This is a genomic window from Halospeciosus flavus, from assembly GCF_029814175.1.
In the GTDB taxonomy this organism is placed as follows: domain Archaea; phylum Halobacteriota; class Halobacteria; order Halobacteriales; family Halobacteriaceae; genus Halospeciosus; species Halospeciosus flavus.
Genome location: NZ_CP122313.1, coordinates 99,806 through 124,093, shown reverse-complemented (window position 1 = coordinate 124,093; position 24,288 = coordinate 99,806). Strand labels below are relative to the sequence as shown.

34 protein-coding genes and 1 pseudogene are annotated in these 24,288 nt (G+C 58.3%); 7 read left to right on the top strand and 28 right to left on the bottom strand.

From position 1 onward, the window contains the following. Window positions 1-56: 56 nt before the first annotated feature. Window positions 57-980, top strand: coding sequence for a helix-turn-helix transcriptional regulator (locus P0Y33_RS17545; RefSeq protein WP_279530324.1), 924 nt, complete (start codon window positions 57-59; stop codon window positions 978-980). 37 nt (window positions 981-1,017) lie between these two features. On the opposite strand, the gene P0Y33_RS17540 is transcribed toward P0Y33_RS17545, so the two are convergent. The 3 genes from P0Y33_RS17540 to P0Y33_RS17530 form a co-directional block, all read right to left on the bottom strand. Beyond that, the gene (locus tag P0Y33_RS17540; protein ID WP_279530323.1) at window positions 1,018-1,452 is read right to left on the bottom strand and encodes a PIN domain-containing protein; all 435 of its coding nucleotides are present in this window, start codon (window positions 1,450-1,452) and stop codon (window positions 1,018-1,020) included. After that, window positions 1,453-1,704, bottom strand: coding sequence for an AbrB/MazE/SpoVT family DNA-binding domain-containing protein (locus P0Y33_RS17535; RefSeq protein ID WP_279530322.1), 252 nt, complete (start codon window positions 1,702-1,704; stop codon window positions 1,453-1,455). It abuts the gene before it with no gap. Window positions 1,705-1,778: 74 nt separating this feature from the next. Next, the gene (locus tag P0Y33_RS17530; protein WP_279530321.1) at window positions 1,779-2,600 is read right to left on the bottom strand and encodes a hypothetical protein; all 822 of its coding nucleotides are present in this window, start codon (window positions 2,598-2,600) and stop codon (window positions 1,779-1,781) included. Between the two features lie 228 nt (window positions 2,601-2,828). On the opposite strand from P0Y33_RS17530, the gene P0Y33_RS17525 reads away from it, so the two are divergent. Together P0Y33_RS17525 and P0Y33_RS17520 are read left to right on the top strand one after the other, a co-directional pair. After that, the gene (locus P0Y33_RS17525) at window positions 2,829-3,500 is read left to right on the top strand and encodes a helix-turn-helix domain-containing protein (RefSeq protein WP_279530351.1); all 672 of its coding nucleotides are present in this window, start codon (window positions 2,829-2,831) and stop codon (window positions 3,498-3,500) included. Continuing rightward, a complete protein-coding gene (locus P0Y33_RS17520) occupies window positions 3,497-4,192 on the top strand; it encodes a nucleotidyltransferase domain-containing protein (RefSeq protein WP_279530320.1) in 696 nt (231 codons plus the stop codon). The genes P0Y33_RS17525 and P0Y33_RS17520 overlap by 4 nt, the downstream gene beginning before the upstream one ends. 124 nt (window positions 4,193-4,316) lie before the next feature. Here the strand turns inward: P0Y33_RS17520 and P0Y33_RS17515 are convergent, their stop codons facing one another. The 13 genes from P0Y33_RS17515 to P0Y33_RS17455 all read right to left on the bottom strand — a co-directional run bounded on the left by P0Y33_RS17515 (window position 4,317) and on the right by P0Y33_RS17455 (window position 11,509). Further along, window positions 4,317-5,246 (bottom strand): ArdC-like ssDNA-binding domain-containing protein, encoded by a 930-nt coding sequence (locus P0Y33_RS17515; protein WP_279530350.1) that lies wholly within the window; start codon window positions 5,244-5,246, stop codon window positions 4,317-4,319. A 409-nt stretch (window positions 5,247-5,655) separates the two neighbouring features. Continuing rightward, entirely contained in the window at window positions 5,656-6,003 is a 348-nt protein-coding gene (locus P0Y33_RS17510) for a hypothetical protein (RefSeq protein WP_248898328.1), read from the bottom strand. Window positions 6,004-6,078: 75 nt separating this feature from the next. Continuing rightward, a complete protein-coding gene (locus P0Y33_RS17505; protein ID WP_279530319.1) occupies window positions 6,079-7,077 on the bottom strand; it encodes a DUF6610 family protein in 999 nt (332 codons plus the stop codon). 160 nt (window positions 7,078-7,237) lie between these two features. Further along, window positions 7,238-7,774, bottom strand: coding sequence for a hypothetical protein (locus P0Y33_RS18950; RefSeq protein ID WP_321170518.1), 537 nt, complete (start codon window positions 7,772-7,774; stop codon window positions 7,238-7,240). Next, window positions 7,771-7,926 carry a hypothetical protein gene (locus P0Y33_RS17495; protein WP_006183438.1) on the bottom strand — a complete coding sequence of 52 codons (156 nt, stop codon included), beginning with the start codon at window positions 7,924-7,926 and terminating at the stop codon, window positions 7,771-7,773. Before P0Y33_RS17495 ends, P0Y33_RS18950 begins: the two co-directional genes overlap by 4 nt. Beyond that, window positions 7,926-8,612, bottom strand: coding sequence for a DUF6166 domain-containing protein (locus tag P0Y33_RS17490; RefSeq protein ID WP_279530349.1), 687 nt, complete (start codon window positions 8,610-8,612; stop codon window positions 7,926-7,928). The genes P0Y33_RS17495 and P0Y33_RS17490 overlap by 1 nt, the downstream gene beginning before the upstream one ends. 157 nt (window positions 8,613-8,769) lie before the next feature. Continuing rightward, window positions 8,770-9,069 carry a hypothetical protein gene (locus tag P0Y33_RS17485; protein WP_279530317.1) on the bottom strand — a complete coding sequence of 100 codons (300 nt, stop codon included), beginning with the start codon at window positions 9,067-9,069 and terminating at the stop codon, window positions 8,770-8,772. Window positions 9,070-9,121: 52 nt separating this feature from the next. Beyond that, the gene (locus tag P0Y33_RS17480; RefSeq protein ID WP_121513360.1) at window positions 9,122-9,343 is read right to left on the bottom strand and encodes a hypothetical protein; all 222 of its coding nucleotides are present in this window, start codon (window positions 9,341-9,343) and stop codon (window positions 9,122-9,124) included. Window positions 9,344-9,392: 49 nt separating this feature from the next. Then, window positions 9,393-9,671 (bottom strand): DUF7389 domain-containing protein, encoded by a 279-nt coding sequence (locus P0Y33_RS17475; protein WP_279530316.1) that lies wholly within the window; start codon window positions 9,669-9,671, stop codon window positions 9,393-9,395. 23 nt (window positions 9,672-9,694) lie between these two features. Continuing rightward, window positions 9,695-10,096, bottom strand: coding sequence for a DUF6166 domain-containing protein (locus tag P0Y33_RS17470; protein ID WP_279530315.1), 402 nt, complete (start codon window positions 10,094-10,096; stop codon window positions 9,695-9,697). Window positions 10,097-10,175: 79 nt separating this feature from the next. Next, a complete protein-coding gene (locus tag P0Y33_RS17465; RefSeq protein WP_279530314.1) occupies window positions 10,176-10,571 on the bottom strand; it encodes a DUF7567 family protein in 396 nt (131 codons plus the stop codon). 77 nt (window positions 10,572-10,648) lie between these two features. Next, window positions 10,649-11,014 (bottom strand): DUF7568 family protein, encoded by a 366-nt coding sequence (locus P0Y33_RS17460; protein ID WP_279530313.1) that lies wholly within the window; start codon window positions 11,012-11,014, stop codon window positions 10,649-10,651. A gap of 9 nt (window positions 11,015-11,023) precedes the next feature. Then, the gene (locus tag P0Y33_RS17455; protein WP_279530312.1) at window positions 11,024-11,509 is read right to left on the bottom strand and encodes a hypothetical protein; all 486 of its coding nucleotides are present in this window, start codon (window positions 11,507-11,509) and stop codon (window positions 11,024-11,026) included. Between the two features lie 89 nt (window positions 11,510-11,598). Between P0Y33_RS17455 and P0Y33_RS17450 the strand changes: the two genes are divergently transcribed. Both P0Y33_RS17450 and P0Y33_RS17445 read left to right on the top strand, forming a co-directional pair. After that, entirely contained in the window at window positions 11,599-12,477 is an 879-nt protein-coding gene (locus P0Y33_RS17450; RefSeq protein WP_279529652.1) for an IS4 family transposase, read from the top strand. Further along, window positions 12,408-12,902, top strand: coding sequence for a transposase (locus P0Y33_RS17445; RefSeq protein ID WP_279530092.1), 495 nt, complete (start codon window positions 12,408-12,410; stop codon window positions 12,900-12,902). The genes P0Y33_RS17450 and P0Y33_RS17445 overlap by 70 nt, the downstream gene beginning before the upstream one ends. Window positions 12,903-13,124: 222 nt before the next feature. On the opposite strand, the gene P0Y33_RS17440 is transcribed toward P0Y33_RS17445, so the two are convergent. The 11 genes and pseudogenes from P0Y33_RS17440 to P0Y33_RS17390 form a co-directional block, all read right to left on the bottom strand. Then, window positions 13,125-15,161, bottom strand: a complete 2,037-nt coding sequence (locus tag P0Y33_RS17440) for an AAA family ATPase (RefSeq protein WP_165896102.1) — start codon at window positions 15,159-15,161, stop codon at window positions 13,125-13,127. Beyond that, the gene (locus P0Y33_RS17435; protein ID WP_279530311.1) at window positions 15,154-16,089 is read right to left on the bottom strand and encodes a hypothetical protein; all 936 of its coding nucleotides are present in this window, start codon (window positions 16,087-16,089) and stop codon (window positions 15,154-15,156) included. The genes P0Y33_RS17440 and P0Y33_RS17435 overlap by 8 nt, the downstream gene beginning before the upstream one ends. Further along, complete coding sequence (locus tag P0Y33_RS17430) at window positions 16,089-16,595, bottom strand: hypothetical protein (protein ID WP_279530310.1); 507 nt, start codon at window positions 16,593-16,595, stop codon at window positions 16,089-16,091. The genes P0Y33_RS17435 and P0Y33_RS17430 overlap by 1 nt, the downstream gene beginning before the upstream one ends. Continuing rightward, a complete protein-coding gene (locus P0Y33_RS17425) occupies window positions 16,592-17,398 on the bottom strand; it encodes a hypothetical protein (RefSeq protein ID WP_279530309.1) in 807 nt (268 codons plus the stop codon). Before P0Y33_RS17425 ends, P0Y33_RS17430 begins: the two co-directional genes overlap by 4 nt. Before the next feature lie 60 nt (window positions 17,399-17,458). Continuing rightward, a pseudogene (locus P0Y33_RS17420) lies at window positions 17,459-17,880 on the bottom strand (hypothetical protein). A gap of 75 nt (window positions 17,881-17,955) precedes the next feature. Next, entirely contained in the window at window positions 17,956-18,618 is a 663-nt protein-coding gene (locus P0Y33_RS17415; RefSeq protein WP_165896106.1) for a DUF6735 family protein, read from the bottom strand. A 68-nt stretch (window positions 18,619-18,686) separates the two neighbouring features. Beyond that, on the bottom strand, window positions 18,687-19,067 hold the full coding sequence (locus P0Y33_RS17410) for a hypothetical protein (protein WP_279530308.1): 381 nt from the start codon (window positions 19,065-19,067) through the stop codon (window positions 18,687-18,689). Window positions 19,068-19,173: 106 nt separating this feature from the next. After that, complete coding sequence (locus P0Y33_RS17405; protein WP_165896108.1) at window positions 19,174-19,362, bottom strand: hypothetical protein; 189 nt, start codon at window positions 19,360-19,362, stop codon at window positions 19,174-19,176. Between the two features lie 142 nt (window positions 19,363-19,504). Further along, complete coding sequence (locus P0Y33_RS17400; protein WP_279530307.1) at window positions 19,505-20,392, bottom strand: biosurfactant protein 1; 888 nt, start codon at window positions 20,390-20,392, stop codon at window positions 19,505-19,507. 99 nt (window positions 20,393-20,491) lie between these two features. Beyond that, window positions 20,492-21,418, bottom strand: coding sequence for a transcription initiation factor IIB (locus P0Y33_RS17395; RefSeq protein WP_279530306.1), 927 nt, complete (start codon window positions 21,416-21,418; stop codon window positions 20,492-20,494). Window positions 21,419-21,652: 234 nt separating this feature from the next. Continuing rightward, window positions 21,653-22,057 (bottom strand): hypothetical protein, encoded by a 405-nt coding sequence (locus P0Y33_RS17390; protein WP_165896111.1) that lies wholly within the window; start codon window positions 22,055-22,057, stop codon window positions 21,653-21,655. On the opposite strand from P0Y33_RS17390, the gene P0Y33_RS19270 reads away from it, so the two are divergent. Next, window positions 22,040-22,351: a DUF7837 family putative zinc-binding protein gene (locus P0Y33_RS19270; protein ID WP_456071254.1), complete on the top strand. Its 312-nt coding sequence runs from the start codon at window positions 22,040-22,042 to the stop codon at window positions 22,349-22,351. The two genes, P0Y33_RS17390 and P0Y33_RS19270, sit on opposite strands and share 18 nt — an antisense overlap. On the opposite strand, the gene P0Y33_RS17385 is transcribed toward P0Y33_RS19270, so the two are convergent. Next, entirely contained in the window at window positions 22,339-23,247 is a 909-nt protein-coding gene (locus P0Y33_RS17385) for an HFX_2341 family transcriptional regulator domain-containing protein (protein WP_165896112.1), read from the bottom strand. The two genes, P0Y33_RS19270 and P0Y33_RS17385, sit on opposite strands and share 13 nt — an antisense overlap. A gap of 205 nt (window positions 23,248-23,452) precedes the next feature. Between P0Y33_RS17385 and P0Y33_RS17380 the strand changes: the two genes are divergently transcribed. Next, window positions 23,453-24,241, top strand: coding sequence for a hypothetical protein (locus P0Y33_RS17380; RefSeq protein WP_165896113.1), 789 nt, complete (start codon window positions 23,453-23,455; stop codon window positions 24,239-24,241). The last annotated feature ends 47 nt before the right edge of the window (window positions 24,242-24,288 follow it).

Sequence of the window (24,288 nt, the reverse complement as noted above, 5' to 3'; positions counted from 1 at the left end):
TGGCTGTAACACTACTCGAAACTTCTTTATATATAAGTTTCGTACTATGTTACACCGTGCTCCGGCGTATCGAACTCGAGGTCCTCGCCACGGTCGACCGCGGCGACACGATCTCCGAACTCGCGACGAAGCTCGATCACAGCGAGAGCTACCTCTCTCGTGCCGTCGCCGACCTCGTCGAGAAGGGGCTCGTCTACACGGAACGCGATGGCCGGCGAAAACGAGTCGTCCCGTCGGATGCTCGTGCCGTCGAACTCTACCGGGACCTCGTCCGCCAGCACTCCCACATCGACTTCTCCGAGCTGCTGACCGGCAAGGCGCTCGAGGTGCTGTACTACCTCGACCAGCCGCGAACTGTCTCCGAGATTGCCGACCGGAGCGACAACTACCGCAACACGGTCAACCGCGTGCTCAAGCGGTTTCGCGACCGGGGTCTCGTCGGGACGGACGACGGCCACTACGAATTCAACGCCGATTTCGACCGCCTCCACGAGTTCGCCCGTGAACTCGCACACCATCTGCATCGCCACCGCCTCGAATCCGTTGCCCCGAAGGGCACCATTCTCTGGGAGGACTACGACGAATTCCTCGCCCAGGCCGAGACGGAGGTCGACGCGGCGGCGTTCCACGAAACTGGCCTCGCTCGATTCGCGGCATTCGACCTCCAGTTCCTGCTCACCGGCCACCGCTACTACGTCTACTCCGAGGAGCTCGACGCAGTCTCGCCGGCGGAGCTCTGCTGTCACACGCTACTGATCGACGACGGCAGCCGTTACCGCTCGTACTGTCTCCTCCTGCTCAGCCACGTCGACGTCGACGAGGCGGACCTCCGAGAGCAGGCGGCGAAGTATGGCCTCGAAGACGAAATCGACGCCCTGCTCCGCTACCTCGAGACGCACGGCGAGGTCGACGACGACCGGCTCCCGGAGTGGGACGAGTTCCAGGAGCTGGCGGCTGACTACGAGGTGCGACTAGCCTGAGACCGAACATCGTCACCAGCCGTGCCGTCTGCCTGCGTCAGTTCGGATCGTAGGGATTCGTTGCTGTATCGAGCCGATAGACGTCCTCGACAGCGTCAAAATCGTCGTCAAACGCATACAGGTAGCCGAGTCCCTCGGTTTGCATATACGCCACAATGCATGCATCGACGAAGGCGAGGGGTTCGTGTTGGCGAAAGAGGGCCTTCCCGGTCGCGAGGGCATCGGTGGTGAGTGAATCGATGTGGAAGCGGGCGTTTTCTTCGATTCGATCGAGGAGATCGACGGCTGCGTCGTGGCCGGCGTGGGTCGTGAGGCCGTTGAGCGTTTCCGCGAGCACGTAGTCGAGGACGACTGCCTCCGGTAGCGCTCCATTGTCAATGCCTTGGAGCACGGGAAGCGCGGCATCGTGAGATCCATCCCGCCGGTATGCGGCGGCAAAGAGGACTGTCGTATCGATCAGTGCACGGGGCATTTACTCGACGTCGACGCCCCAGGCGTCGTGATCGCTCGTTACATCGGTCGGCTCCTCACCAGCGTAGCCGTCGAAGTCGGCGAACGTGCCGGTTTGCTGTTGGATGACGTGGACCCGAATGCTCCCGTCGTCCTCGAGACGCCAACGGAGCTGATCGCCATCGTCGATATCGAGTTCCCGGCGAATTCGGGCGGGGATGTTTGCCTGGTTTCCAGACACCTTGCTTTCGGCGTCGATTCTGTCGCTGCTCATACCTCACGGTAGGTGACCGGCCGTGAAAAGTCTAGTGTGCCGCCACACTACCACGCGCTCCAGAAGATATCGTTCTAGTTCGAGGGTACTGGAAGGCGCCCATCCGGACGTGGAACACGACCTTGTTTTATCTCGTGATCGACGCGACGCAGATGCTTACAGCCGCCTTCGGGTGAGCGCTGCTGCCAGTCAGGGCAGGTACACGACTCGTCGATGACGTCGACTTCGTACCGGTTTCCGGACGCGGACTGAACTTCGTAGCGGCCACCTTTCGAGAGGAGCGAAACGTCCATCGCTTCGGCGACAGCACGCTTCGTTCGGGGCTCGAGATCGTCCTGTGACTTTGGGTTCTCGTCGACGACCAGTCGGTCGCGAACGTCGCCCGTTCGGCCACCGTCGGGAGCGACGGCTTCCGCAGGGCCACTAAGCCGCTCGTGGAGCACTTCCTCCACCGGATGGCCTTCCGGCCAGAGGTAATGGACCTCGCGGCGCTCGCGATGGTCATAGGAGCCGCACGCGGCTGCGCTCCCGGTCCAAACCCGCCAGGCACCAAGCGCAGCCATCACGTCAACGATGTCGTGTGGAACTGTCTGGTGGTCGTCGGGGAAGAACACCCGGAAGCGGGTACACGCCTCCTGTGGCGGGACGGTCTCCCACCAGTCTTCGCTAGAGCTCCAGCTATCGAACATCGGCTCATCGCTCCCGTAGCCGACAGTCACGCCGTCAATATCGGGCATGTCCGCAACCGTCTCGTCAGTCTCGCCTTCGAGCAGCCGAAGGACGCCGTACCGCAGGTACTCGTGTGCTGGGTCGTCCGTCGATCGAGCGACCTGGTCATGCTGTTTTGCAACTCGTTCCGCCTCATTGAGGACAGTGGACAAATAGGGTTCAGTCATGGTTCGTGGAGACGGGACTGCGCCTCCGCCCCTCGGCGGGCGCTGATAGACTTAACCAACGAATAGCGATCAGTCGTATCCTCTGTTGGTTAATTCATCTCTGCTCGAATGCTGAGCCGGATCGAATTACCGGAGCCAAGAATGGTATATCTGTATAGAGATAACTCTATAGGGAATACGGGGGGACAAGACTAATACCGCTAGATGCGATACCGATAACTAGCGATGATGGAGTACGTCGACGAGACCGCGGCGAAGATCATGGTTGCGGTCCGGCCGGGCGACTCGATCCGGCGGATCGCCCAGAAGATCGACGGCTCCTATTCGTGGGTCTACGACTGGATCGAGCGGTTGGAGGATGCAGGGTTCATCCGGCGTGATGGCGGCGTCTACATCGAGAATTACGCTGTCAGGGATCGCTACTACGATCTCGTCGCAGCCATCTCTCGCGCTGTTCCTCCCTCGATCGACGACGGCTACGTCATTCCGCAGTTCGCCGGGATGCCCTTTGCGTACACGAAAATTGACGGCGTCTACGTCTGGACCCACGGCGGCTATCAGATCGCCCGCGGCCACGACGACTATCCGATCTTCATCAAAGTCGCCGACCAGGACGTCGAACGGTGGACAGCGTTCTTTGATGAGTTCGGGATTCCGAGCCGGATCGAAGAGCGGCCGGACGCGACCGACTACGACGCCACCGTCTCGTACGTGTTGTTCCCGACGAGTGGGGAGATCACTCGCGAGTGGGTTGACGGCAATCCGGTCATTCCGTTGGACGATGCAATCGAGCACATGTTGGAGTACCGGGTGAACTACGAGCCGGCGTTGGAGATGATCGCCGACGAATATGACCGCGATATCGACGCGTCCCACGAGGATCCGCGTTTGAACGCATGAGTCTCGGTGAACGCGAAGACGAGCTGCTGGATACGCTGGAGGCAGTCATCGACGCTGACCTGCCATACGTCCTCGTCGGTGGGTGGGCGATCGCGGCGTTCAATCAGCGCTTCACCACGGACGTCGACGTCGTCATTCCGGCCCAATCGGTCGACGACTACACCGACCTTCTCACCGACCGCGGCTACGAGAAAACGGCCGATGTCGAGCGAAACGAGCTCTACGAGGGTAGGACTATCCGGTTTACGAAAGATATCGGGAATCCGGTTCAGTTCGACGCGATGGTGGACGCGCTGGGCTGTCGCCAGACGGAAGCTGAATGGTCGTATCGCTATCTGGCCCAGCACTCTGTCACCGAGGAACTGCGAACCGGGCGCCCGGTAACAGCCAGGATTCCGGAACGGGAGTTGCTGTTCGCGGTGAAACTCCACAGTGGCCGCAAGGCAGACTCTCGGGATCTGGTGGTGCTGGCTGCTGGCGCGGATTTCGACCGGATCGCGACTCATCTGCATCGCGGGGAGTCCGAGAAGCTCGCTGGTCGCATCGAGACTGTCCTCGACCGCCTCACGTCGGAGGATTTCGCGGATGCATTCAAAGGAGTCTTCGAACAGCAAACGGTTCCCGAACAGGATATCGATGCCGTCGTTGAGTTCCTTCGTGACCAGCAGCGCCGAATCGATTCTGAACTATAACATCGACTGTCGGTGGGGTATGTCTTGGGACCGATCGAAACACGCAGGGTCGGACGCCGGACGAATTAACCAACAGAGTGGGCTAGTACCCCAAGGCGTTGGTTAACAGCCGGGGAGGGGGTGTTCAGCCCTCTACAACTGTGTCGATGATCTCCTGAGCGGTCGAACTGATCCGCCCGAGACGCTCCTGAATGCTCTCCGCATCGTCGTCCTGCCACGCGGCAAGATAGAACGCTGACCCGCTCGTATCCAGGTTGAAATACCGCCCGACGATGTACGCAACGGCTTCGGCTTCGACCTCGCGTTTTGCGCGCTCGGGCTCGTCGTCGCCCTCGAAATGGAGCAGCGCGTGGGCATACTCGTGAATCAGCGTCACCGCGAGATCGGCCTGATTTGAGCGGGCTTTCGCTTCGACGACGGGCTGGCCCTCGTGGAGAGTCCGGTGTTTGCAGACGCCTTTCGCGTCGCCATGCTCCCACTCGGCAGCGTCGACGACACGGACGTCGATATCGAGAGTAGTTGCCGCATCGAGGAGTGCTGGCATCAGGTCGTCGGCGTCACCTGTGGCCTCGGTTTCCAGCTCGGGGAGCGGTTCGCCCTCGGTTTGAGACACATCGAAGACTGCCGTTGGTTTGAATCCAACCAGTCCTATCGACCACTCCTCGGGCGGTGTCTCGTCGTAGTCACAGTCGCTTTGCTCGTGGTAGCTCGGCGAGTTCTCGCACTCAGGGCACTGCTTTGTAATAATGGGTGCCCAGATCCAGATCGCCTGTTCGCCCTCTTGGACGTGCCGGTCGAACTCCGCCCTCCACGTATTGTAGCCCGCCACGCGGGTTGCCTCGGGACACTGGAGCTTGATCAAGAGGGTGTTGCGATGGGAGTAGTCGTGGAATCGGGACTGGACATCGAGCCACTCCTGGAACTGCTGGCTGACTTTGGCCTCGTCGACGTCTGCGACGAGCTCGTCGATCCAGTCTTCGATGGTACTGTGCATCTCGTCGTGTCGGGTGTCGGTCTCCTCAAACGAGACCCCCGATTCACTAGCTGTCATCATGGATTGCATCACATCGAGTACGACGACGTCTCCGAGAAGTCAGGACGCGCCGCGCCCCTCGGGGCGCACGATAAACATCGGCGCGACTTCGGGGGTTTAGATCGGGGCTGCTATCGGAGGCTAGGATTAACAACCAGTGCGACACAAGCACAGGGAGGATGGGTCTCGCCGAAACGCTCCGCGGGATCGTTGGGACTCGTGTGTCCACGATCTCCACCCTGTATGAGTGCCGACACTGCGGAACGACCCTTCCCGAGGACGCTGAAACGTGTCCGACCTGTGGTGGAGAAGACGTTGCATGCTACCGGTTCTAAGTACACGTCCTCCTATCTGGACAAGTTGCGGTCAGCTCCGTTTCTGTTCGAGATAGTGCCCGGTCAAACACCCCGTAGTGTGAATGGGGGACCGGTTATCGAAGCGCTGCCTTCTCGTCAGCGACCCCGATCGTGACGAGATATTCGAGGAACGCATCGAACTGGTTGACATCGCTGGGTGTGTCCGTCGCGAGATGTCGCACCCACTCGATGGCCCACTGGAACGCGGGATCGGTCCCGCCCTTGCCATGTATATACCACCAGCGAGCGGCCTTCAGGACGACGAGCGGATTCGTCGGCGGTTGCTCGCTTGCGAGTCCACGAGTGATCGACCGGATTTCCTCGGGTACTTCAGCGGGGTCGACCTCGCCTGATTGGGTGTTCGATACGTCGACTGGAATGTCGTCGATCGAGACGTTGTTCGGACGCTGTTGTTGACTCACGGAAAATCACCTTCTCGGAGGACTCTTTGGATCGAGTCCTCGCCCCCTCCGGGGCGCGAAAAACCACTCGTAGCGTCACGCCGGTGGAATGTACACGCTCTGCTCGCCGGCGATCTCCTCCAGGTTGTTCCGATGGCGATGTGAGAAGTAGCACTCGTAGCTGCAGTAGCCACAGAGCACGCCGGAATCATACTCAGCGATGAAGGGACCGCGCCGAGTCGTCCAGACGTTCGCTTCGCATTCGGTACACACAGCACTATCGAGATCGGTTGGTGACGGGCCCTCGTACTCGATTTCGAGGATGTCGTTATGTGGTGTCGAGTCGGGCCACACTCCGTGAGACTGCCAGAAGGCCTTGATCCGGACGAGACTGTGTCGGACTGTCTTCCGAACTGTGACGTGGGAGGCGTCACGTCCGCTATCATCCCACCCATCAGCTGTCCAGAACTCCCCGAACTGCGCGCCGCGATGCAGCCCGTTCCAATCGAGGCCGACGATGTCGGCCGGTGGGTCGTCGGTTAGTGTCGGTCGGGTCAGCTGCTGGATAACGTCCCACTGTTTCGGTGGGCTGCCACCGAGGATATGCACACGGCGGCCACGCCAGTCGGTCGGCTCGGAGAACTCATGCGCCAATCGGTCGGCATACCCCCGCGAGTAGCCGAGCACAAGGTCGTTCGGGATCGTGTCGATCACCTCGCGGCACTTTGGGACGATGACGAGTTCTGCGTCGGGATAACTCGCCTGAATCTCGCGGGCAGCAGCCACGTACTCGTCGACGTCGTCTCCCTCGTACACATCTCCGATCACGCCAACCGTGGGTTCGTATTCGAAAAATCGGGAGATGTATCGATCTAGATCGGGATTCCGAAAATCGTTATCCAACATCCCGACGGGGATGTTCAGGTTCTGATACTGGGTCTGCTGGTACCCACAATCTTCTCGGAATCCAGGCAGGAATCCGAGCCGATACGCGTCCAGAGCGAACGGTGCTCGATGAAGGAACGCCACGACGTCGGCTTGTCTGGCAGCGGCAATCTCGCGTTCAGTGCTGTTGGGACTGATTTCGAGCGACATGAATAACGACCGTGTGAGGGCGAATCCAGCCGCCCTGCACCCTCTCGGAGGGGCAATAAACGGAGCCGTAATCCGATGTTAACCAACACTAGCCTCCAGAATCCGTATGCCGTTGGTTAATTACATGAATGCCCCCGATACCTGACTTCCACTCTCGAGTTCACTCGTCGGCTTCGCGTCGACGGCGCACCTGTTCAGGATTCGGCACCCACGGATGGTCGTCCCAGCAGTGCAGGGCGTGCTCTTGTGCCGTGTCGAACAGCGCCTCACACGACCCACACTCGTAGGCCGTCTCGGGCCACGGTTCCGTGACGAACATCGCTGTCACCGTCGACCTGACTGGATCTGGTGCGGTCGACCGCTGAACATAATCATAGCCGATTACTGTCCGTCGACGAAGCGCCGACTGCGCCAGCCGTTCTGGCCGGTCTGCTGAGAGATACACCCAGCGGACGAACGCCTCTTCTGAGTCCTTCGCCGAGGGTTGAAGGATGAACCACCGGTCATGATCGTCGCGGAAGAGATACCGTTCTGTTCCCCGATTTTGGAGATAGAGCGGATCGCCGCGCCCGGCAATCACCCGCAGACCGATGGACGGGGAAATTGGGGTGAGGAGTCGCTCTTCCAGTGAGAGCGAGCCGGACTCTCCGGATGATGTCTCGCCCTCGAAATCGTCAAGCGTCGCTTTGGCGGTCATGATTCGCTGGGATTCGTCTCGTCTGTGTCTTTCCCAGCTGTTCGCTCGTGCCGGTCGTTGTATCGCTCGAGTTCTCGACCGATGCACTCCAGCGCCGTGACGGCGCGTTCGATGAGTTGGTACGTGGCCCGCGAGAGTCGGATGTTCTCCATCAGATCTCCTCCTCTGGCTCGACGAGGTCGTTACTCTCAGCGACGAGTGCCTGAACAGCTGAGGCAGGGTCGTTCTCGACCGGAAGTGTTCGATGGTCAAGCGGGGCGGGATACGCCCGGTCCCCCTGCGCACAAAGTATGATCAACCACTCTTCGCTCCCTTCGGCGAGGACGACGTAGTGGTCGATATCTCGACGTTGGAAGACTGTCCGATCTGTCCGGCTCACCGCACTCCAATTCGCCGGCAGTGACGATGACGGCGTCCCACCATCTGACGTGAGTGCTCGGTACTCTTCGCATTCAGCGAGTGCCGCCTCGATATCCTTCCCGGTGAGGTGCCAGCAGTCGGCCGGGCCATCACACACCAACTGACTGACCACGTCGTCGCGGAACTGGATATGGTGTTGCTGGGTGACGGTTTCGTCGTCGGTGTAATCGAGGAGGAGCGCACAGGCGAGCTGTGCCGGTCCGCTTCCCGTATAGCCCCAGTCGAATCCCGCCGGGCTATGCCGCACGAGACCGAGACTTCGATTCGGGGAGAGGCGTTCGTGTGCGGTGAGGTTCAGGACCACTGGCGTTCTGTCGACACGCATCCCGACGTACTCAACGCAGTCTGCACTCGCCTGCCATCGCTCACTCGCATCCTGTACGACTGTTCGTGGGTCGGTAGTCGAATTCGTCTCCATCGGTTGCATGCGGGCGTTCGGATTCCCCGCACCCCTGCTGGGGGTCGAAAAACCACCACCGGCTATTAGCCCCTCAGCGTCGCTTCAAAGTTAGAATTCAGACTATTATAGTTCAGACTATAACAATTCATCAGACAACCAATCGATAGAGGCAAGTCTATTCTTCGAAGAGACAGCGAGCGGCCGCATCGTCGCCAGCGAGGGTCTGCTGATCCTCGTCCGTATCAGCGAAGAGTGTTGACTGATCTCCTTCGGTTGATTGTTCAACTGCGGGCCGATCGTCGACACCGAACTCACTAGCCTCGGGCCGATCAAGACGCGAATCCCGGTCACGATGATCCACGTCAGCGCCGAAGTCCTCAAGCGAGGTCTCGACGCTCGTTTCAGTTACTTCGAGTTGGCCATCGTCACCGAATGCGGTCTGTCGTTGAATCTCGATCTCTGGTCGATCGCTCATCTCATTCGAGCCTCCACCCACCGAGGCTCCGACAGACAGCTCCAGTGCTGCGTCAATCGTCTTCTGCGCGAATTTCGCTGGCCCGCTGTTCAAGCCGGCGGAGGATCTGGACCCGTTGCTGATTCGCGTTCTCGTAGGCGACGCAGGCTCGCAGCGTCTCCATATCGTTGATCGTCACGATACCAGCGTTGATGAGTCGCGTATTCGATGGCTCGAGCCGTTGTTCTGGCGAAAGCTCGCTTGCGTCTGTTGTTTGACCGTCTGGATTGCTCACTGATGATCGCCTCCGTCACTGCTAAGGCGACAAAAAACAGCCCTCGCCGTTACCCGTCTTCTTCCTCGGGTTGGATCTGGCGGGCGTCCTCCGCGAGATCGTGGATGTACTCCCGAAGGATTTCCATGTCCTCGCGAGCGTCTTCGAGGGTCTTGCCTTTCGCTTTCGCGATTACCTCGTCCTGGTCCCTGGTGCCGGTTCCACGCTTGAGCTTTACGGTGAGGGAGACACCGACGTCACTGCGTTCGACGTACTCCGTTCGTGTCGTCTGTTCATTCGATTCAGCCGATTCGTCATCTGCACGAGATGGTTGGGTATGTTCTGACATGGATTTCTTTCGGTAATTGGTATTTAGATTGATGGTGCGACCGGCTCGCCGGGTGTTTCGTGAAGGACTGCGTCGATCTCGGGTCCGGTGAGTCGCCAGCGTCCAGCAGACCCAGCGCAGTCCAGCTGGCTCACGACCTGGGTTTTGAATGCCTGGTAGTGGTCGAGGGCGAATGCCTCGTCACCCGTGTAGTCGAGGAGAAGTGCGAGCGCGAGTTGTGCTGGACCACTACCACTATATCCCCATTCGAATCCCGAGGGACTGTGATTCACCAGCGCGAGACTCCGTTCTGGCGTGAGCCGTTCTTGGCCGGGACGTTTCTCAACGATAGCCTGCCCGCTTTGCCGATACCCGACGTAGGCGATGTCGCAGTCGCTCGCTGGGTGTGTCTGTTCAATCGGATGTGTGTCGCTAGGTCTACTCATCGGTCTGTTCGGGAGCTACTCGTTCGAGCACCCCCGCACCCCTCAGGGGGCGAAAAACAGCCACAGGAACTGCTTTCCCCTACGCGAGATGGGAGATATCGGCTGGTTCGTCGACATCGCTGAACTGGCCTCGTTTGACCGGCTGCCAGTCATCACCGGGTGCTGGACTCCACCAGTCGACCTTGTAGGCACCTGGTGCGCCGAGGATCTTCACCCGTGCCGACCCATCGGGTAGGTCGCGACGGAGTTTTTCGTCGACGTGGAGGTTCCACGTTGAGTTGGTGTCGAAGCAGGCGAGCACGGCCTCCTCGTAGCCGCGTGTCTCTCGGGATTCTTGGAGTTCGACCTGTGTGTTGCAGTTCTTGCAGAACACACCTTCGAACGGAATGTGACTGAATACCTCGTGCCCGCAGACGGGACACCAGAGGAACTCGAACAGTGCTTCGCTGTGACGGTCGATGACTTCCAGACTCATCTGTGAATCTGGCCCGATTGAGACGGGCCACCCATTCCGGCCCAAAATAAACGTCACCACAGATACGCTCCTATCAATCAGCGCTCGGTGCCGTACACGATTCGCGAGGATGCTTCGTACCCACAGTTCCGACACTCGAACCAGCGCTGAATCTTCGCACCGTCAGCCGTTTTCCCACCGATTGCCACCTCGCTGTTCGGACACTCGGGACAACTCAGTTCGGGCGCTGGCCGGTCACGGAGCTCGTCACGGAACGATTTCGCGTCTTTCGTCTCGTACCCCCGCGACCACACTGGGTAGCCGTCGACGAGGATTACGCCACGCCACTTGTAGCGGTACGAATCCGGTGCTCGGTGTAAGACCGCCCGAGCGCCGGTCTCGGTGTTCCGGTATGCGAGTGTGGGCGACCGACTCTCGCGCTTCCAATTTGTGATCCGGGACATCTATTTCTGTTAGAAGTGGACGTCGGCGGGCACGATCCAGAGCTCCTCGCTCTCCTCCAGCACTCGATCCAGCTGCTCACGGTGACGGATACCGTTCGCATATTCGTTGTACAGGAAGATCGTTGGCCCGTCGTAGGCGCCGACCTGGTGGAAGGCGTGCCGAGCGAGATCTTCGTCGCGCATGATCTCCTCGTCGGAGAGTTCGTCAAGTGCCTCCCTCACCCGTTCGAGATTCCGCTCGAACTCCTCTTTCGTCGCCTCCCAGCCACGCTCGAGGAGATCTTGGCCGTCATCGGAGTCGACAGGAGCCGCCGTCGGGTGCTCACCCCATCGCGCCTTCCCCGCAACGGACGTGTCCTCCTCATCAAAACAGACGTAGTAGTCGAAGACGGCGCCGGCGTGTGGGTCCGCGCCGACCAGGCGGTCGAACACCGTCTTTCCGGTGGCCAGTGCGTCGTCGTGCGTCGATTCTTCTACCAGAGCGTAAATTACCATGTGCCATCCGTCTTTAGTTAGGAGACGAACCGCGTGACAGTGGCGGCTTATCGAGGCTACTTTTCGGAAGGAATGAGGAGGTGTCGAGTGTGCACAACGAAACCTCCTCATCACGGATTATGCGTCGGCTCACTACACTGTTTCCCTCCGAGTTCCTCGAAGAGCACGCCGAGGAACTCGGCGTGGTCGAACGCGACCGCAAGCTCCAGATTCCCGTCTTCGTCTGGGCATTCGTGTTCGGCTTCGCCGCAGGCGAACGCCGAACACTCGCAGGGTTTCGACGCAGCTACAACTCCACAGCTGACGAGCCGATCTCACCGGGTGGGTTCTATCAGCGGTTGACGCCGACGCTCGCGGAGTACTTCCGCGACCTCGTCGAGCACGGTCTCGACGAGGTCGCTGTTCCCGACACTGTTGACGTTGACATCGACCGATTCAGTGATGTAATGATCGCTGATGGAACGGTGTTGCGGTTACACGAGTTTCTCGCTGATCAGTTCGAAGCCCGCCACGAGGAGCAGGCTGGAGCGAAGCTCCACCTGCTCCACAATGCCACTGAACAGACGATTGAACGGATCGACGTTACCGACGAGAAAGCACACGACAGCACGCTGTTCAAGACAGGGTCGTGGCTTGAGAACCGCCTCGTATTGTTCGACCTCGCGTACTTCAAGTACCGACGGTTTGCGCGGATCGACGAGAACGGCGGCTCCTTCGTGAGCCGGCTGAAACAGAACGCGAATCCGGTGATTACGGATGAATTACGGGAATGGCGCGGCCGCGCCATTCCCTTGAGGGCAAGCAACTCCGTGATGTGCTCGACGATCTCGACCGGACGTACATCGATGTGGAAGTCGAAGTCGAGTTCAAGCGCGGGCCGTACAACGGGACGCGGTCGCTGGATACGAAGCGGTTCCGCGTCGTCGGCGTCCGCGACGAGGACGCCGACGACTACCATCTATACGTGACAAATCTGTCGCGAGAGGAGTTCTTTCCGGCGGATTTAGCGCAGATCTACCGGTGTCGGTGGGAAGTGGAGTTGCTGTTCCGTGAGTTGAAGACGCAGTACGACCTGGACGAGTTCGACACGAGCAACGAGCACGTGGTGAAGATCTTGCTGTACGCAGCGTTGCTGTCACTGCTTGTGAGCCGTGATCTGTTGGATCTGGTCACCGAGCAGGCGGATGATGAGCTCGTGTTTCCCCCGGAACGCTGGGCGGCGACCTTCCGGTCGCACGCCCAGCTCATCCTCCACGAACTCGGTGAGCACCTCGGTTATTCGCCACCGCCGCTGTTGGAGCGGCTGATCGAGGACGCACAGAAGATCCACAAGCAACGACCGATCTTACAAGAGACGCTCGCTACCGCTACACAACCGAGGTGTGAGTCTTAACTAAAGACGAATGTACCATGTGCATCTCGAACACCTTGAAGCGCCGACGCACCGGGAGTGATTGCTCGCTCGCTCCTGCTGCGCCGGCACCCATCGCCGGCGCTCGAAAAACCCATCTCGAACTACGTGCGTTTCAGAATTTTCCGCACGCTCAACGGATGGAATGCTCCCAGGTTGCTACCTTTGTTTTGGCTGTTGAATCTCTATGAACGGTGGTCTAAGTCAGAAATCCTCAATCTGATATTTCTCATTCAGCGCTGAACGATCCGATAACGCTGAATCTGTCACCGTCACAATCACCTGATACTCCGGCAATTCTTCTGGCAACGCCAATACAAAGTTTGTAATATCGGGTGCATTCCCTGTGTCCGGGATATCGAAATATGGAGAGTCAAATATGAACATCCGGATCGGCAGCGTGTTCGATTGCTCTGCCAGCTGCTTCAAGACGGCCGTATGGAACAGTAAGGCCAGAATCTTCCCCTCGTTCGAGTACTCGTTATGCCGATCGGACGGGACATCATTCCCGTCCTCGATCACGACGGTGAAATCGTAGCCCCCCTGTGGATTGAACACAACATTCTGGGCATCGGCAAACCGACCGTGTTCGAAGTAGGAGAGAAGGTCATTCATCTCCTCCCGTAAGTTGCTCTTGAGATCAGTTCGCTCTTCCTCAATATGCCGACGAACGATTCGCTCGAAGGTTTGCAACGCTTGTCGTTTCTCTACCTTCTCACGGCGGCGTTCGTACGCCCCTTCTAAATCTTCAATACGTTCAGTAGTGTCGTCAAGTTCGTCCTCCTTGGCATTGATCTCCACTTGGACCGATGTCGCATCCCGCTCCAGCGAAGATATTTCTGTTTCCAATTCATCCCGCCGGTCAATTAACTGGGTGACATCGCTCTCCGCGATCTGTGATTCTATCGTTTCCAGCTGTTCCTGATGATCTTGAATCCGTGACTCAAGAAGATCTAGTTCCCCCTCGAGTTTTCGTTCCCGGGATCGCAGCTCGGTCAGTTGCTCTTCCACCTCTTCGCGTTCCATGGCCGATTCACGTACGTCCCGCTCGGTGGCCGTTTCAATCCTCTTGTCTGGGACCTCCTTACGACACAGCGGACAATCTCCATCATTCAACAGCCGGCGGCGTTGCGAATCATCGACATCGTTTGTACAGATTGGGCACCGTTCCGGGATGCTCATCATCTCCTGCAGGTCCTGAGCTGTTGAATGAACCTCTTCCCCCATCTCCATCTCCTCATATCGCTCGATACTCAGCCGAATTTCCCGCAAATCACCGCGTGTCTCCCGTTTTTCGGACTCCAAGTTGTTTATTTGCCGTTGCAGCCGCAACTTCTCTGACTCCAGCTGTTCCAGCTCATTATCCTGTTCTAGCGTTTCATTGATAGAGCGAAGTTCCGCTCGACGATCCGCTAATTTTGTTTCAATCTCCTTCTTGTTCTCCTGCAATTCGGCCAGCCGTTCCGCCAATTTCTTCTCTCGGCTCTGGGCGGTTTTAAGCTCTTCTGCGGCTGTTTCTTCTTCTTCGGTCAGCTCATACTTCTCAGATCGCCGTTTCTTGCTCTGGTTGATCGCAGCGGCTAGGTTAATGCCGAACAGAAGGTCAATGAAATCCTCTTTGTCCTGCCAGCGGAGGAACTTCTTGTACTCTGGCGCCATCAAGCAGAACAATGAGAAAATGTTGTACCGACCAAACTCACGGGATTCAACCGGCCAGATACCGAATGCCTCGGAAACATCCTGCTGTGTGTTCCGGGCTTGGAAGGGGATGTCATCCTCCGACGATGGATCTGTATTCAGCTTTGGCCGATCGTCACCTGAATACCCGCGGCCGTCCCGATTTAAAAGCCGTTGAACCAAATAGTGGTTCGTATCGACCGACCAATTCCCAGTTGTTTCTAGTGAATCCTGCTCGGACTGGATCGGATCGGTCAGTGTAATTCGTTGTTTTTCCTGACGGCCGAACAGGTTAAACCGAATTGCCTCAAGGATCGCAGTCTTTCCCTGATCATTTGGGCCGTAGAGAGCTGTATCAGTGTCATCTAGCCGGACCACTCGGTCATCCAGATTTCGGAACTGTTGCGCCCGAATCCGCCGTATCGTTACCCTATCAACGGGAAACTCCGGTTCGTGGTAGTTCGCTTCGAGCAGCTGGCGGCATTCGTCAATCTGATCCGGCTCCATGTCCTCTGCCTCCAACGCCTCAATGATACTCACAATGATCTCCTCACGCTCAGGCATGTGCGAACTCCCCCGTTAACTCGTCTAAGAACTCGATTTCGTTCGCTTTGAATTTTCTCCGCGGGCCGACGAGGAGTTCTGCTCCAGTCGAGGCCTTCTGGAGACGGTCCCCCTCACTAATATATTGAACAAAGTCATCATGCGTCATGTGGGCGATCTCGTCAATTACCGTTTGCTGGGCATAGTTCCAAGATGAGAGCATCATACTATCGGCGTGTTCGATCCGGTCGTAGAACTCGTTCACCATGATTTCGCCCGCAGGCGCTAATTCGACACCATAGCGGCGTTCGTGTTCTCCGACCTCCCCCGTCCCCTTCTGACCGATAACAGGTTCATCAATTAGTTGCCAGGCGAACAAGCGGTTCTTATCTTCGTAGACGTCGGACGAGAAGGGGCCGGAGCTACGTTTCGTGAAGCGGTAACGGTATCCAGTACGGTCAAGCATTCCGAGATCGCCTTCTAATTCTCCGATGGCAGCGTAGTCATCTTGTTGCGCGATCCTACGGTTCACGAGGTAGACCAGCTTCTGTAGGCGGTACCGCGATTCAATCATTCCAGTGTCGGACCGGTCGCCGTAATCCTTCACCAGCTTCAGTAGCATTGCGAAGTCAATGAGCTCGTCAATCCGGAACCGGAGCTCGTTCCACGTTTTCACCAATTCGTCGCTGGCGATCGTCCCGTCGCGGAATGCAGCCAGTTGCTCCTCCGAGAGCCCGAAACTGCTGAGGGTTGAGATGACGCGGTCGTCTGAGAACACCTCTCGATTCAGGAACGAGTAGTACTCCTCTCCGAATTCCTCAAACTCGCTCCTAGTCGCCATGGCTTCGCCGTAAACTTCGGTGATGGTCCGGACGTATTCCTGCCGTTGCTCGGGATCCAATTCGAACCGGTCAACTGCGCGTTCGAGGACTTTCCATTCGTTCGGCATCAGGGCACCCCCAATTCATCACAAACCTCGTTGTTCCACTCGATCACCTTTTTCGTCCCACCTGAACAGGCCGGATTCGCCGTGTTCAGGTGGCCCAGTGCGTACGCCACGAGGTATTCCTTTGACGGAGCGACGGAAACTCGCGGATAGCGAGATCCAACTGTTTCCGCCTTGTCAGAGCCGTTGACGCAGAGAATAATCTCGCCTTCATTTGGGTAACTCCGCGTCTCAAGATAGTGCTTGAGATGAGGATACGGTTCGTTTTCAAGGCATTCCTGCCAATGGATGATCCAGACGCTGTTCTGAATCAATTTGTCTCGGTCTACAAGGTTGTCTAGTGAGTGGAAGTATTCCTGGATCAGGAGCTTGTCGCCGTGGATTCCGTCCCGGATCTCCTGCACGATGTCGGTGAAGTCTTGGCCGTAGCAGCCGCCGCTCTTGGTGAGAATCAGTAGATTTTCTTCGTGCGGGACGGCATCTTGTGTCGAGTTATACCGGGTAATCATTTCTGTTCTCCAGCGATAATCCGGAGCCTTCGTTGGATCGATTCCAGTTTTTGATGCTCCTGCTCCAAACGTTCATTCTTGTTCTCTCCTTGTCCTTTGATAATGGTTTCCTTCGATAGTTCACTGTGCGTCTCAAAATCGTCTCTCCATGCCTCGAAATCACGTCGTAGCTGTCTCCCGTGAACCGTCTTTGCGTTCGATAACAGTTCTGATAAATCGTTCATCCGATTAGTGAATTCATCATATGCGTCTTGCTTGGCGTGGCTACGATCGTCCTCGTTGACCCATGCGAGGGAGTCTTGCCACGCTGTGACTGTCCCAGTGATAGTCTCGCGGTCGGGTTGTTTGTCAACGACCCGTGCGTGGTACCCGACGGCGAGTAAGGCGGCGAATAGGGTAGTGAGCATTACGGAGAAGACGTAATCCAGACGGCCGATACCAGTTCTACCGGTTGTGGCGAGAATGAGGAGGAGGTAGCCAAATGTGATGACAACGCCTGATGCGGCGATGTAGCCAAGGATGGAAATGGCGAGGCGACGCACTTGTTGGAGTGGTGGGGAAAAGGTGCGTTTCCTCATTTTGGCTGTGAACAGGAAGAGGATGCCAAGGAAGATGACAGAAGTAGCGGCGTAGACGCCAATGAAGAAATTGGGGTTTGATATTTGGAGGAGGAGGGAGCTGGAGAACTGGAAGGTAAGAAAGACGGAGGCGAATTCAAGGAGAAGAACTTGAAGGAACAGATGGATCCCGTGACCGAATGTTATGTGATCGATGAGGCGTTGGATTGTCCGCTGAGCCTCCATATGGATTCCATGGATGTACCTGACATATAAAAAAGTGGACCTGCTCCAGAGTTTCCTTTCTCAGTCCTCCTCCACTCGTTCGACAGTGATGGTCAGGTCGCCCGATTCGTAGTCGGCCTCGAAGTCGACGGTGAACGCATCCGAGTCGTACGCGGCGTGGTAGGCACGGTGTCGTTCGAGTGACCCCGTCGCCTTGAAGTGGAAGAACGCAGCTGAGGTGTAGGGCTTGCTCTGGGTCTCGACTGCGTCTCGACAGAGGCCGGGAGCGCGATTTGTGGTGTGTCCGTGTCGATACTCGCAGCGAACGCCTTCGCTTCCTCGACGGTCGCCTGCGAATGTGCGGGCGTCTCGCCGGTCAGCACGTTTACCGGCGTCTCGGTATCGTCGGTGAACAGGACATCGTGGAAGGTGCGTGTCCCGAGGACTGCGTCGGGATCTAACTCGCAATCGTGGAATGGGTCGTCGTCTGGTTTCTCGGGCATCCAATCACGAGCCTACGGTGGGGCTCAGTCCTTTCAGCCCCAGAAAAACCACCATCTGCTTCGACGCAAATCGGCCTACGAACGGCTGAGTGTCGCGTCCGGAGACGGTGCTTCACCGCCCGGGATACGCAGTTCCTGGCGTTTCCCGACCCACTCGCCGAGCTTCTGTGTGAGGTACTGGCGAGCCGTCGACTGGGTGAACACACCCTTGTTGACCATATCGCCAACGACGTCTTTCAGTGCCCGGAACTGCCCCTTCAGATGGCCGTCGCCGACCGGCTCGCCGTCGTGCCACCGAACGGTCGCGAGCGCGCCGTTACCGACCGTCTCGCCGTGGTCGATTGTCTCCGAGTCGTACTGCAGGCCGAACCACAGCGTCCGATAGGCGGTCACCTCGAAGGTGGGTGACACCACGTAGAACGCCTCGTGATGGAGGTAGTCGAGATGGTCAGCGATAATCTCCTCGAGCGTGAGCCCGGTGGCGCGGGGCTTCGGCTCGACGACCGTCGACGGGCGGTCTTTGCCGGCGAGGGACCCGTCGACGGCATCTGCCTCGAGGCCATCGGCCAGTTCCGCCAGCAGCTGTTTCGCCCACTTGGAGTCGGTGTCCTCGCCACCGAACGGGGTTTCAGCCGAGATTCGGTGTTTGAGCTTGAGATTCGCTGCACCCCAATGAGAGTAGTGGAGCGTGTACTGTCCGTCAGTTCGTTCGTACGCAACGAGTGCGCGGTGGCCCATTGAACAATCACCTCGCAGGACGACCCACGACTGGATCGCCCCGCACCCCTCCCGGGGGACGAACAACGCTACTCGTCGATCGGGTCGGGGGAACTGAGGTCCGCGTACAGCACCTCATCGTCGCGGACGACGTACCGTTTCGCCAGCACGGGAAATCGGCATTTGGTAAATCCGGCTGTCTGGATGTCGAATTCTTCGTCCGGTTCGAGATATTCTGCGAGCGACCGGAGGAACTCGTGGGTGACGGTGCCACCGTCGTAGTCAGGAAGACCGTTCTCACGGGCCTCGTACACGTCGAAGCTGTCGTAGCCCCAGATGACGAGTTCGCCGTCGTCGTCCACTTCCCAGTTGAGCGTCCCGAAGCAGTGGTTCTCACAGAGCTGGCGGACGGCCTGTGGGTCTGTTACGAGCGCGCCGGTCGATGTCGTTGCGGCTTGGAGTGTTGCCATGGGTTGTTCTCGGGAGCGGTCTCGCGCCCCGGCACCCCTTCAGGGGGCGAACAACCGCTCACGCTGTGACGGCCACAGGACGCTTCGCTGCCGACGCGTCGAGCTGTCAGGATTCTCCGTGTACGTCACCGTCCCTCATCGTATTCGGTTGGGTGAGAACATCCACCTGCTCGAGGAGCGTCGTCGCGGTGCTAATTCGCTCCTGATCAGCGGGCTCCAATTGGTCGATGTCGATACTGGTGAGGCTGCTGAGCGCGCGGTGGAGTCGATAGCCGGGGGTGTCTCGTGGGTCCATGTGTGCGCCTCTGCCAATTTACGGCGCGAAAAAACACCGGCGGGCCGTCAGCAGGGCAGTCCGGAAGTGATCTCGAACTGGCCTCCAGTTAACCAACAGAACGAATCGATATCAGGATTCGTTGGTTAAACTGACCCCGTCTCTACTGACCGGCTTCGGGTTCGGGTCCATAGCGGAGTGATCCGCACCACTGACACTCCCACATGGGCTGCCCGGTCCACTCGTCGTCGGGGATAGCCTCGAATTCGTGGAATCGATGCTTAGTTTCCCGATCACACTCCCGACACTCGAGGTAAGTTCTGTTTGGGCGCTCGTGTCGTGGCTGTTCGGTATCGGTCTTGCCAACGGAGTCCTGGAGCGCAATCGCCGGCACCAGCCAGAGGTCGTCGTCTGCGTCCTCACGTAGGCTTGCAAGACGAGCTTCGGTGCGAACCTCGCTCCCGGTTTCGTCGTAGAGAAACGTCGCGTGCTCGCCGTCGTGACGGGACTGCGTCGTCTCTCTCCACGCCGTCCGCTCATGAGCAGCCGCGAGCAGCTGATTACCACATTCAGACGTGACCCGTGTCGCCGAGGGGAGCGAGGGCCACTGATCGACAAGCTGTGGGGCCGGTTCCTCGTCGAGATCGTAGATTAGCTTGCAGTCATCGACTACTGGGTCATCATCTCCCTTCGCGAGGAGGGTGGCCGCAGCAGATCCCTTCCCGACGGCGCCGTAGAACGTCGACGCCTCAACGAGCAGCTGGATGACGTGGAGGAGAGTCCGTTCGGCGTTCGATGTGTCCTGGTCGTCGGCTCCTTCGAGATGGTTCGTGAGACAGAACCGGCACTTCGACTGGCCAGCGGGGATCGACGCTCCACAGGAAGCGCACTCGGTCTCATCTGCTGTCGGGTCGTCTGGATAGCCCGCGTCGACGCCACCAGAGCGCTGCCGCCGGGGCTCGCCACTACTACTGGCGAGTTGATCGTCGGGAACGTGGGTCGCTTCGCCGAGCGGTCGGAGGGCTTCGTAGTCGGCGTACTGGTCGGTCATAGAGTGATCTGGCCGTATCATGCTTCGTCTTCGGATTTAAACAATGGCTCTCACATCAATCAGACAACAAAATACAACCGAAAATCAGCAGTGTGGGCGTTAGACAGCCAGTTCGTCCAGTGTGTCACGGTGGGTCCGCACGGTGACCACTGAGACGTTCGCTACTTCAGCGATGTCCGACTGGGTGAGCCATCGTCCGTCTTCGCGTCCGGCTTTGTACAGACAGGCTGCGGCGAACCCGGACGGCCGAACCCCCGTGGTTGCCCCGGTCGATTCGGATGCTTCTGCCAGCTGCCGAGCCCGCTGCCGGATTTGATCGGAGACGTCGAGCTCAGACGCCAACCGCGGAACGAACGCACTGGGCGTCACCGGCTGGGCCGGCAGGCCAAGTTCCGTATTCAGCGTCGTATATGCGTTCGTCACCCGCGATTGCTCGACGCGCGCCGACTCGGTGATGTCGTCGAGCGTTCGCGGCCGCCCGTTACACCGACACGCGCCGTAGACACTCGCGGCGGCCATCGCCTCGATCGACCGGCCCTGCTGGAGGTCCTCGTTCTGAGCGCTGCGGAATAGCTGGCAGGCCTGGTCACGGATCGTCTCGGATAGTTCGAGCGCACTACTGATCCGGCGGACTTCACTAAGCCCGTGTGCGAGGTTGCGTTCAGCTTTCGACTGAAACCGCCCACGGGTCTGTTCACGCCGCATCCGAGCGAGCCGCCGTCGCTTCTGTCCTGAGAGTTCGTTCCCGTTCGCATCGGTCCCGCGGCCGATCTCCGTCGACAACCCTCGATCGTGTCGTGCCGCCGTCAACGGAGCGCCCGTGCGCTCCCGTTCGTCTTCGTCGAACCCTCGCCACTCTGGCCCGTGGTCGATCCGCTGCTCGTCGATGACGAGCCCACACTCCTCGCAGATGGTTTCGACTGCGTTGGTAGTGACCCGCCCGTCGCACTCGGGACACAGGTTAGCGCTCGACTCCGTCTGGACGTCCTCATCGAAGTCAGTTTCGTAGATGTCTCTGATTGCCATGGTTCTCACCGTGTTCAGGGAACTTGCCAGTACGGCGAGCCCCTCACCCATTGAGGGGACAATAGACTCTATGCTGGACTGAAGTGCCTACACAGGGAGTCGGGGGAACTTCGATGCCTGCCGTAAGAACGGCAAGAAGTGGAACAAGGTCCTCGACTGGGGCTACGACGAAATGTCACTAGACCTCCTGTACGCCAGATCGAGTCCTTTCTCATAGGACATGATAGGGCAGGACTAATCGTCCCGCTTCAGTGCTGCGTAGTATGGCACGCCCATCTTCACCGCGCCAATGAGTCTGTAGACGCCGTAGACGGCGCCAAGGGAGATCCCGACGGTTACGGCCCCGAACTCCATCCCGAGCTCTATCAACATCGTCACACGCGGCAGCACGCGACTGAGCAACGGGACGGATTGCAGGAAGAGGCCTGAATCGAGAACGAACGGTATCCCACCGTAGACGGCGAGCAGAGCGGCGTCTTTGAATTTCAGGACGCCAAAGAGGAGTAGCAGGCACACGCCACCGTATATCCATTCGAGGTTCTCCAGAACGGCCTCTCGACCCACGGCGATAGAGGTGTCCTTGTTCCCGGAGAAGTCACCTCGGATCTTGTTGATGGTCTGATGGAGGTCGTCGAACACTACCGAATAATCAGACTGTTCCAGCAAAGGTCTTGGTCCGGGTTCCACTTTCACTTCGCTTGGATCGAATTTTTGAACGTATACTCCATTACTACACTTGGAGCCTGGAATACAGTGTCACACGCTCCAGCGCTCCACCCCCCCATGTCGTCGGAACAATCGATCCTCGGAACCTGTCCGGCTTGCGACACCGAGATACCCGCAGGTATGCTCCTCATCGAGTACGAGAAGGACGACCACCGAGCGGTCTACGCGGAGTGTCCATTATGCGAGGATCCAGTTCATCCCCGGTGAGTTTCCACCCACATCCGCCCCATCGTCGAGAGCTGCGTTTCGAGACTATTTCCGACCTTCTCGCGGTCTACATACCCCTTTTCGTCGAGTTTCGAGACGTTGTATTGGACGCGGCTGCGGAACGACTCGTCGTACTCCTCCCCCTCTTCTTCGGCCAGCTGTTCGGCGAGCGCAGATGTCGACGCAATTGGATCCTTCCCAAAGAGGAAGTTCAGAATGGTTTTCTCGAAATCCTCAACGTCACTGCCAGGCGACGACGGGAACTCGACGTACATCTGCCCGTCGAGGTCTCGGGCACCCTCCGTCACACCGCTCTCGTTGATTCGGTCGAGAAGCTGCACGATCTCCTCGTACTGGCTGTGCACGGTCAGGTCCTCGTATTCCTTCAGATCATCGAGCGTGTCCGCGGCGTTCTCCAGAACCTCCATCATCCGGTGCACGAGATATTCCTCCGGCGAGACGTAGTAGGTGTGGAGCCGGTCTCGAATCTCATCCATATCTTCCTGGAACTCGGCGATTATCGAGTCGGCCGCAGTAGCGAACGCGAAGGCGACCGTGCGAGGCATCGAAGAGATGTTGACGAAAACCTCGTTATCAGCCTTCAGTTCGTCGAGGATGTAGTCGTAGGCCATCGGATAGAGGGTCTCATAGTCAAACATGCCCTCGATTTCGATGGATTCGCGCTGGACCTCGACGTCAATCAGTTTGAACGAATCTTCCAATCGGCGAGTCATATTCGATGCAAGTTGCGCGGCCTTACTCGTTGCCTCATCGTCTGGATCGCCTTCGTGCGTGATGAGTACGACTCGGTCGGCCTCCATCTGTCCCTGCGAAATTGGGTAGATGAGACGCTCGAAGTCGAATCCAACTGGGATAATATGGACTCGTTCGGTCATAGTTCCCTCTGTCTGCGGTTTAGGCTAAAGACCTTCGTTATACGCTTCGTATGTGGGACGAATTATGGTTATCTCGGGATGTATGTGTTTTGGAAAGCCTAAGAAATAGATACCGTGCGAATAAAAGCGAACAAGACTTATCCCTGTGCGGTGAGTAGTGTCACGACAGGCGCCACCGAGACACAACCGCGCCTGAGAGATCCGAATGCCCGGCGACCGATTCCCGCACGAGTTCGTACCGAAGACCAAACCTGGGGCTTCCACCGATAGACGCCTTTTCGGCTACAACGTCGAGGAGTTCCCGGCCCTCCAAGCACCGTTCCGCCGGTCGACTTGGTTCGTAAACCAACCACGAGAGGCGTTCATGCATCCCGACCAGATGCTCATCATCAACTCGATGGAGCAGAACGAGTTCCTGGTCGGTCGGACTCCTGAGGACGAGTTCGAGCGGCTACAGGAACTGGACGGGATCGTCGATGTCTACTTCCCAGGCGACCGCTGGGTCATGGACAGCGACGATATGGACCGTCGCGAGCTCCTGAGCGAGATTGAGCGATCGGTCGAGGGGCAGAAGGCGCTCTACCGTATGGTTGAGGATGCCGAACTCGACGTCGAACTCTATCCCATCATCGTGGGGTGGGAACCGTGGCACTACGAGCACTGCCGGGAGCTGTTCGAGGTCTTCGGCACGAAGTCGTGTGCCTTCGACGGGACCGAGTACAACTCGAAGTTCAACCTCTGGGATGACCTGGAGGCCCTGGTCGAAGCACTCGGCCCAGATCGGATTTACCTCAACGGTCGGGTCTCCCACGAACATCTCCTCCACGCCCCAGACGAGGTTGTTGCCTTCTCCGGGAAGACGTCGATCTTGGATGAGAGCAGGCAACCGAACGGGGAACACGACGCCGAGCGGTTGACCGAGACCATCAACTGGAGGATTGAGGCCCTGCACAGCTCGCAAACTGCACTTGACGGATTCATGGTGAACAACTAATGCCACGCAAAGGCGGCGGACCACCTGACAGACGTACCGACGAAGAA

What these genes read in the sequence shown, in the direction of transcription:
- P0Y33_RS17440 (WP_165896102.1), bottom strand. Translation starts at nt 15,161, where the DNA reads ATGCCTGAGCGTGAGGAGATCATTGTGAGTATCATTGAGGCGTTGGAG.
- P0Y33_RS17405 (WP_165896108.1), bottom strand. Translation starts at nt 19,362, where the DNA reads ATGGACCCACGAGACACCCCCGGCTATCGACTCCACCGCGCGCTCAGC.
- P0Y33_RS17460 (WP_279530313.1), bottom strand. Translation starts at nt 11,014, where the DNA reads ATGTCCCGGATCACAAATTGGAAGCGCGAGAGTCGGTCGCCCACACTC.
- P0Y33_RS17425 (WP_279530309.1), bottom strand. Translation starts at nt 17,398, where the DNA reads ATGGAGGCTCAGCGGACAATCCAACGCCTCATCGATCACATAACATTC.
- P0Y33_RS17435 (WP_279530311.1), bottom strand. Translation starts at nt 16,089, where the DNA reads ATGCCGAACGAATGGAAAGTCCTCGAACGCGCAGTTGACCGGTTCGAA.
- P0Y33_RS17430 (WP_279530310.1), bottom strand. Translation starts at nt 16,595, where the DNA reads ATGATTACCCGGTATAACTCGACACAAGATGCCGTCCCGCACGAAGAA.
- P0Y33_RS17485 (WP_279530317.1), bottom strand. Translation starts at nt 9,069, where the DNA reads ATGAGCGATCGACCAGAGATCGAGATTCAACGACAGACCGCATTCGGT.
- P0Y33_RS17525 (WP_279530351.1), top strand. Translation starts at nt 2,829, where the DNA reads ATGGAGTACGTCGACGAGACCGCGGCGAAGATCATGGTTGCGGTCCGG.
- P0Y33_RS17465 (WP_279530314.1), bottom strand. Translation starts at nt 10,571, where the DNA reads ATGAGTCTGGAAGTCATCGACCGTCACAGCGAAGCACTGTTCGAGTTC.
- P0Y33_RS17415 (WP_165896106.1), bottom strand. Translation starts at nt 18,618, where the DNA reads ATGGGCCACCGCGCACTCGTTGCGTACGAACGAACTGACGGACAGTAC.
- P0Y33_RS17505 (WP_279530319.1), bottom strand. Translation starts at nt 7,077, where the DNA reads ATGTCGCTCGAAATCAGTCCCAACAGCACTGAACGCGAGATTGCCGCT.
- P0Y33_RS17470 (WP_279530315.1), bottom strand. Translation starts at nt 10,096, where the DNA reads ATGAGTAGACCTAGCGACACACATCCGATTGAACAGACACACCCAGCG.
- P0Y33_RS17395 (WP_279530306.1), bottom strand. Translation starts at nt 21,418, where the DNA reads ATGGCAATCAGAGACATCTACGAAACTGACTTCGATGAGGACGTCCAG.
- P0Y33_RS17380 (WP_165896113.1), top strand. Translation starts at nt 23,453, where the DNA reads ATGCCCGGCGACCGATTCCCGCACGAGTTCGTACCGAAGACCAAACCT.
- P0Y33_RS17455 (WP_279530312.1), bottom strand. Translation starts at nt 11,509, where the DNA reads ATGGTAATTTACGCTCTGGTAGAAGAATCGACGCACGACGACGCACTG.
- P0Y33_RS17520 (WP_279530320.1), top strand. Translation starts at nt 3,497, where the DNA reads ATGAGTCTCGGTGAACGCGAAGACGAGCTGCTGGATACGCTGGAGGCA.
- P0Y33_RS17410 (WP_279530308.1), bottom strand. Translation starts at nt 19,067, where the DNA reads ATGGCAACACTCCAAGCCGCAACGACATCGACCGGCGCGCTCGTAACA.
- P0Y33_RS17400 (WP_279530307.1), bottom strand. Translation starts at nt 20,392, where the DNA reads ATGACCGACCAGTACGCCGACTACGAAGCCCTCCGACCGCTCGGCGAA.
- P0Y33_RS19270 (WP_456071254.1), top strand. Translation starts at nt 22,040, where the DNA reads ATGGAGGTCGTCGAACACTACCGAATAATCAGACTGTTCCAGCAAAGG.
- P0Y33_RS17540 (WP_279530323.1), bottom strand. Translation starts at nt 1,452, where the DNA reads ATGCCCCGTGCACTGATCGATACGACAGTCCTCTTTGCCGCCGCATAC.
- P0Y33_RS18950 (WP_321170518.1), bottom strand. Translation starts at nt 7,774, where the DNA reads ATGACCGCCAAAGCGACGCTTGACGATTTCGAGGGCGAGACATCATCC.
- P0Y33_RS17515 (WP_279530350.1), bottom strand. Translation starts at nt 5,246, where the DNA reads ATGATGACAGCTAGTGAATCGGGGGTCTCGTTTGAGGAGACCGACACC.
- P0Y33_RS17535 (WP_279530322.1), bottom strand. Translation starts at nt 1,704, where the DNA reads ATGAGCAGCGACAGAATCGACGCCGAAAGCAAGGTGTCTGGAAACCAG.
- P0Y33_RS17475 (WP_279530316.1), bottom strand. Translation starts at nt 9,671, where the DNA reads ATGTCAGAACATACCCAACCATCTCGTGCAGATGACGAATCGGCTGAA.
- P0Y33_RS17495 (WP_006183438.1), bottom strand. Translation starts at nt 7,926, where the DNA reads ATGGAGAACATCCGACTCTCGCGGGCCACGTACCAACTCATCGAACGC.
- P0Y33_RS17490 (WP_279530349.1), bottom strand. Translation starts at nt 8,612, where the DNA reads ATGGAGACGAATTCGACTACCGACCCACGAACAGTCGTACAGGATGCG.
- P0Y33_RS17530 (WP_279530321.1), bottom strand. Translation starts at nt 2,600, where the DNA reads ATGACTGAACCCTATTTGTCCACTGTCCTCAATGAGGCGGAACGAGTT.
- P0Y33_RS17385 (WP_165896112.1), bottom strand. Translation starts at nt 23,247, where the DNA reads ATGACCGAACGAGTCCATATTATCCCAGTTGGATTCGACTTCGAGCGT.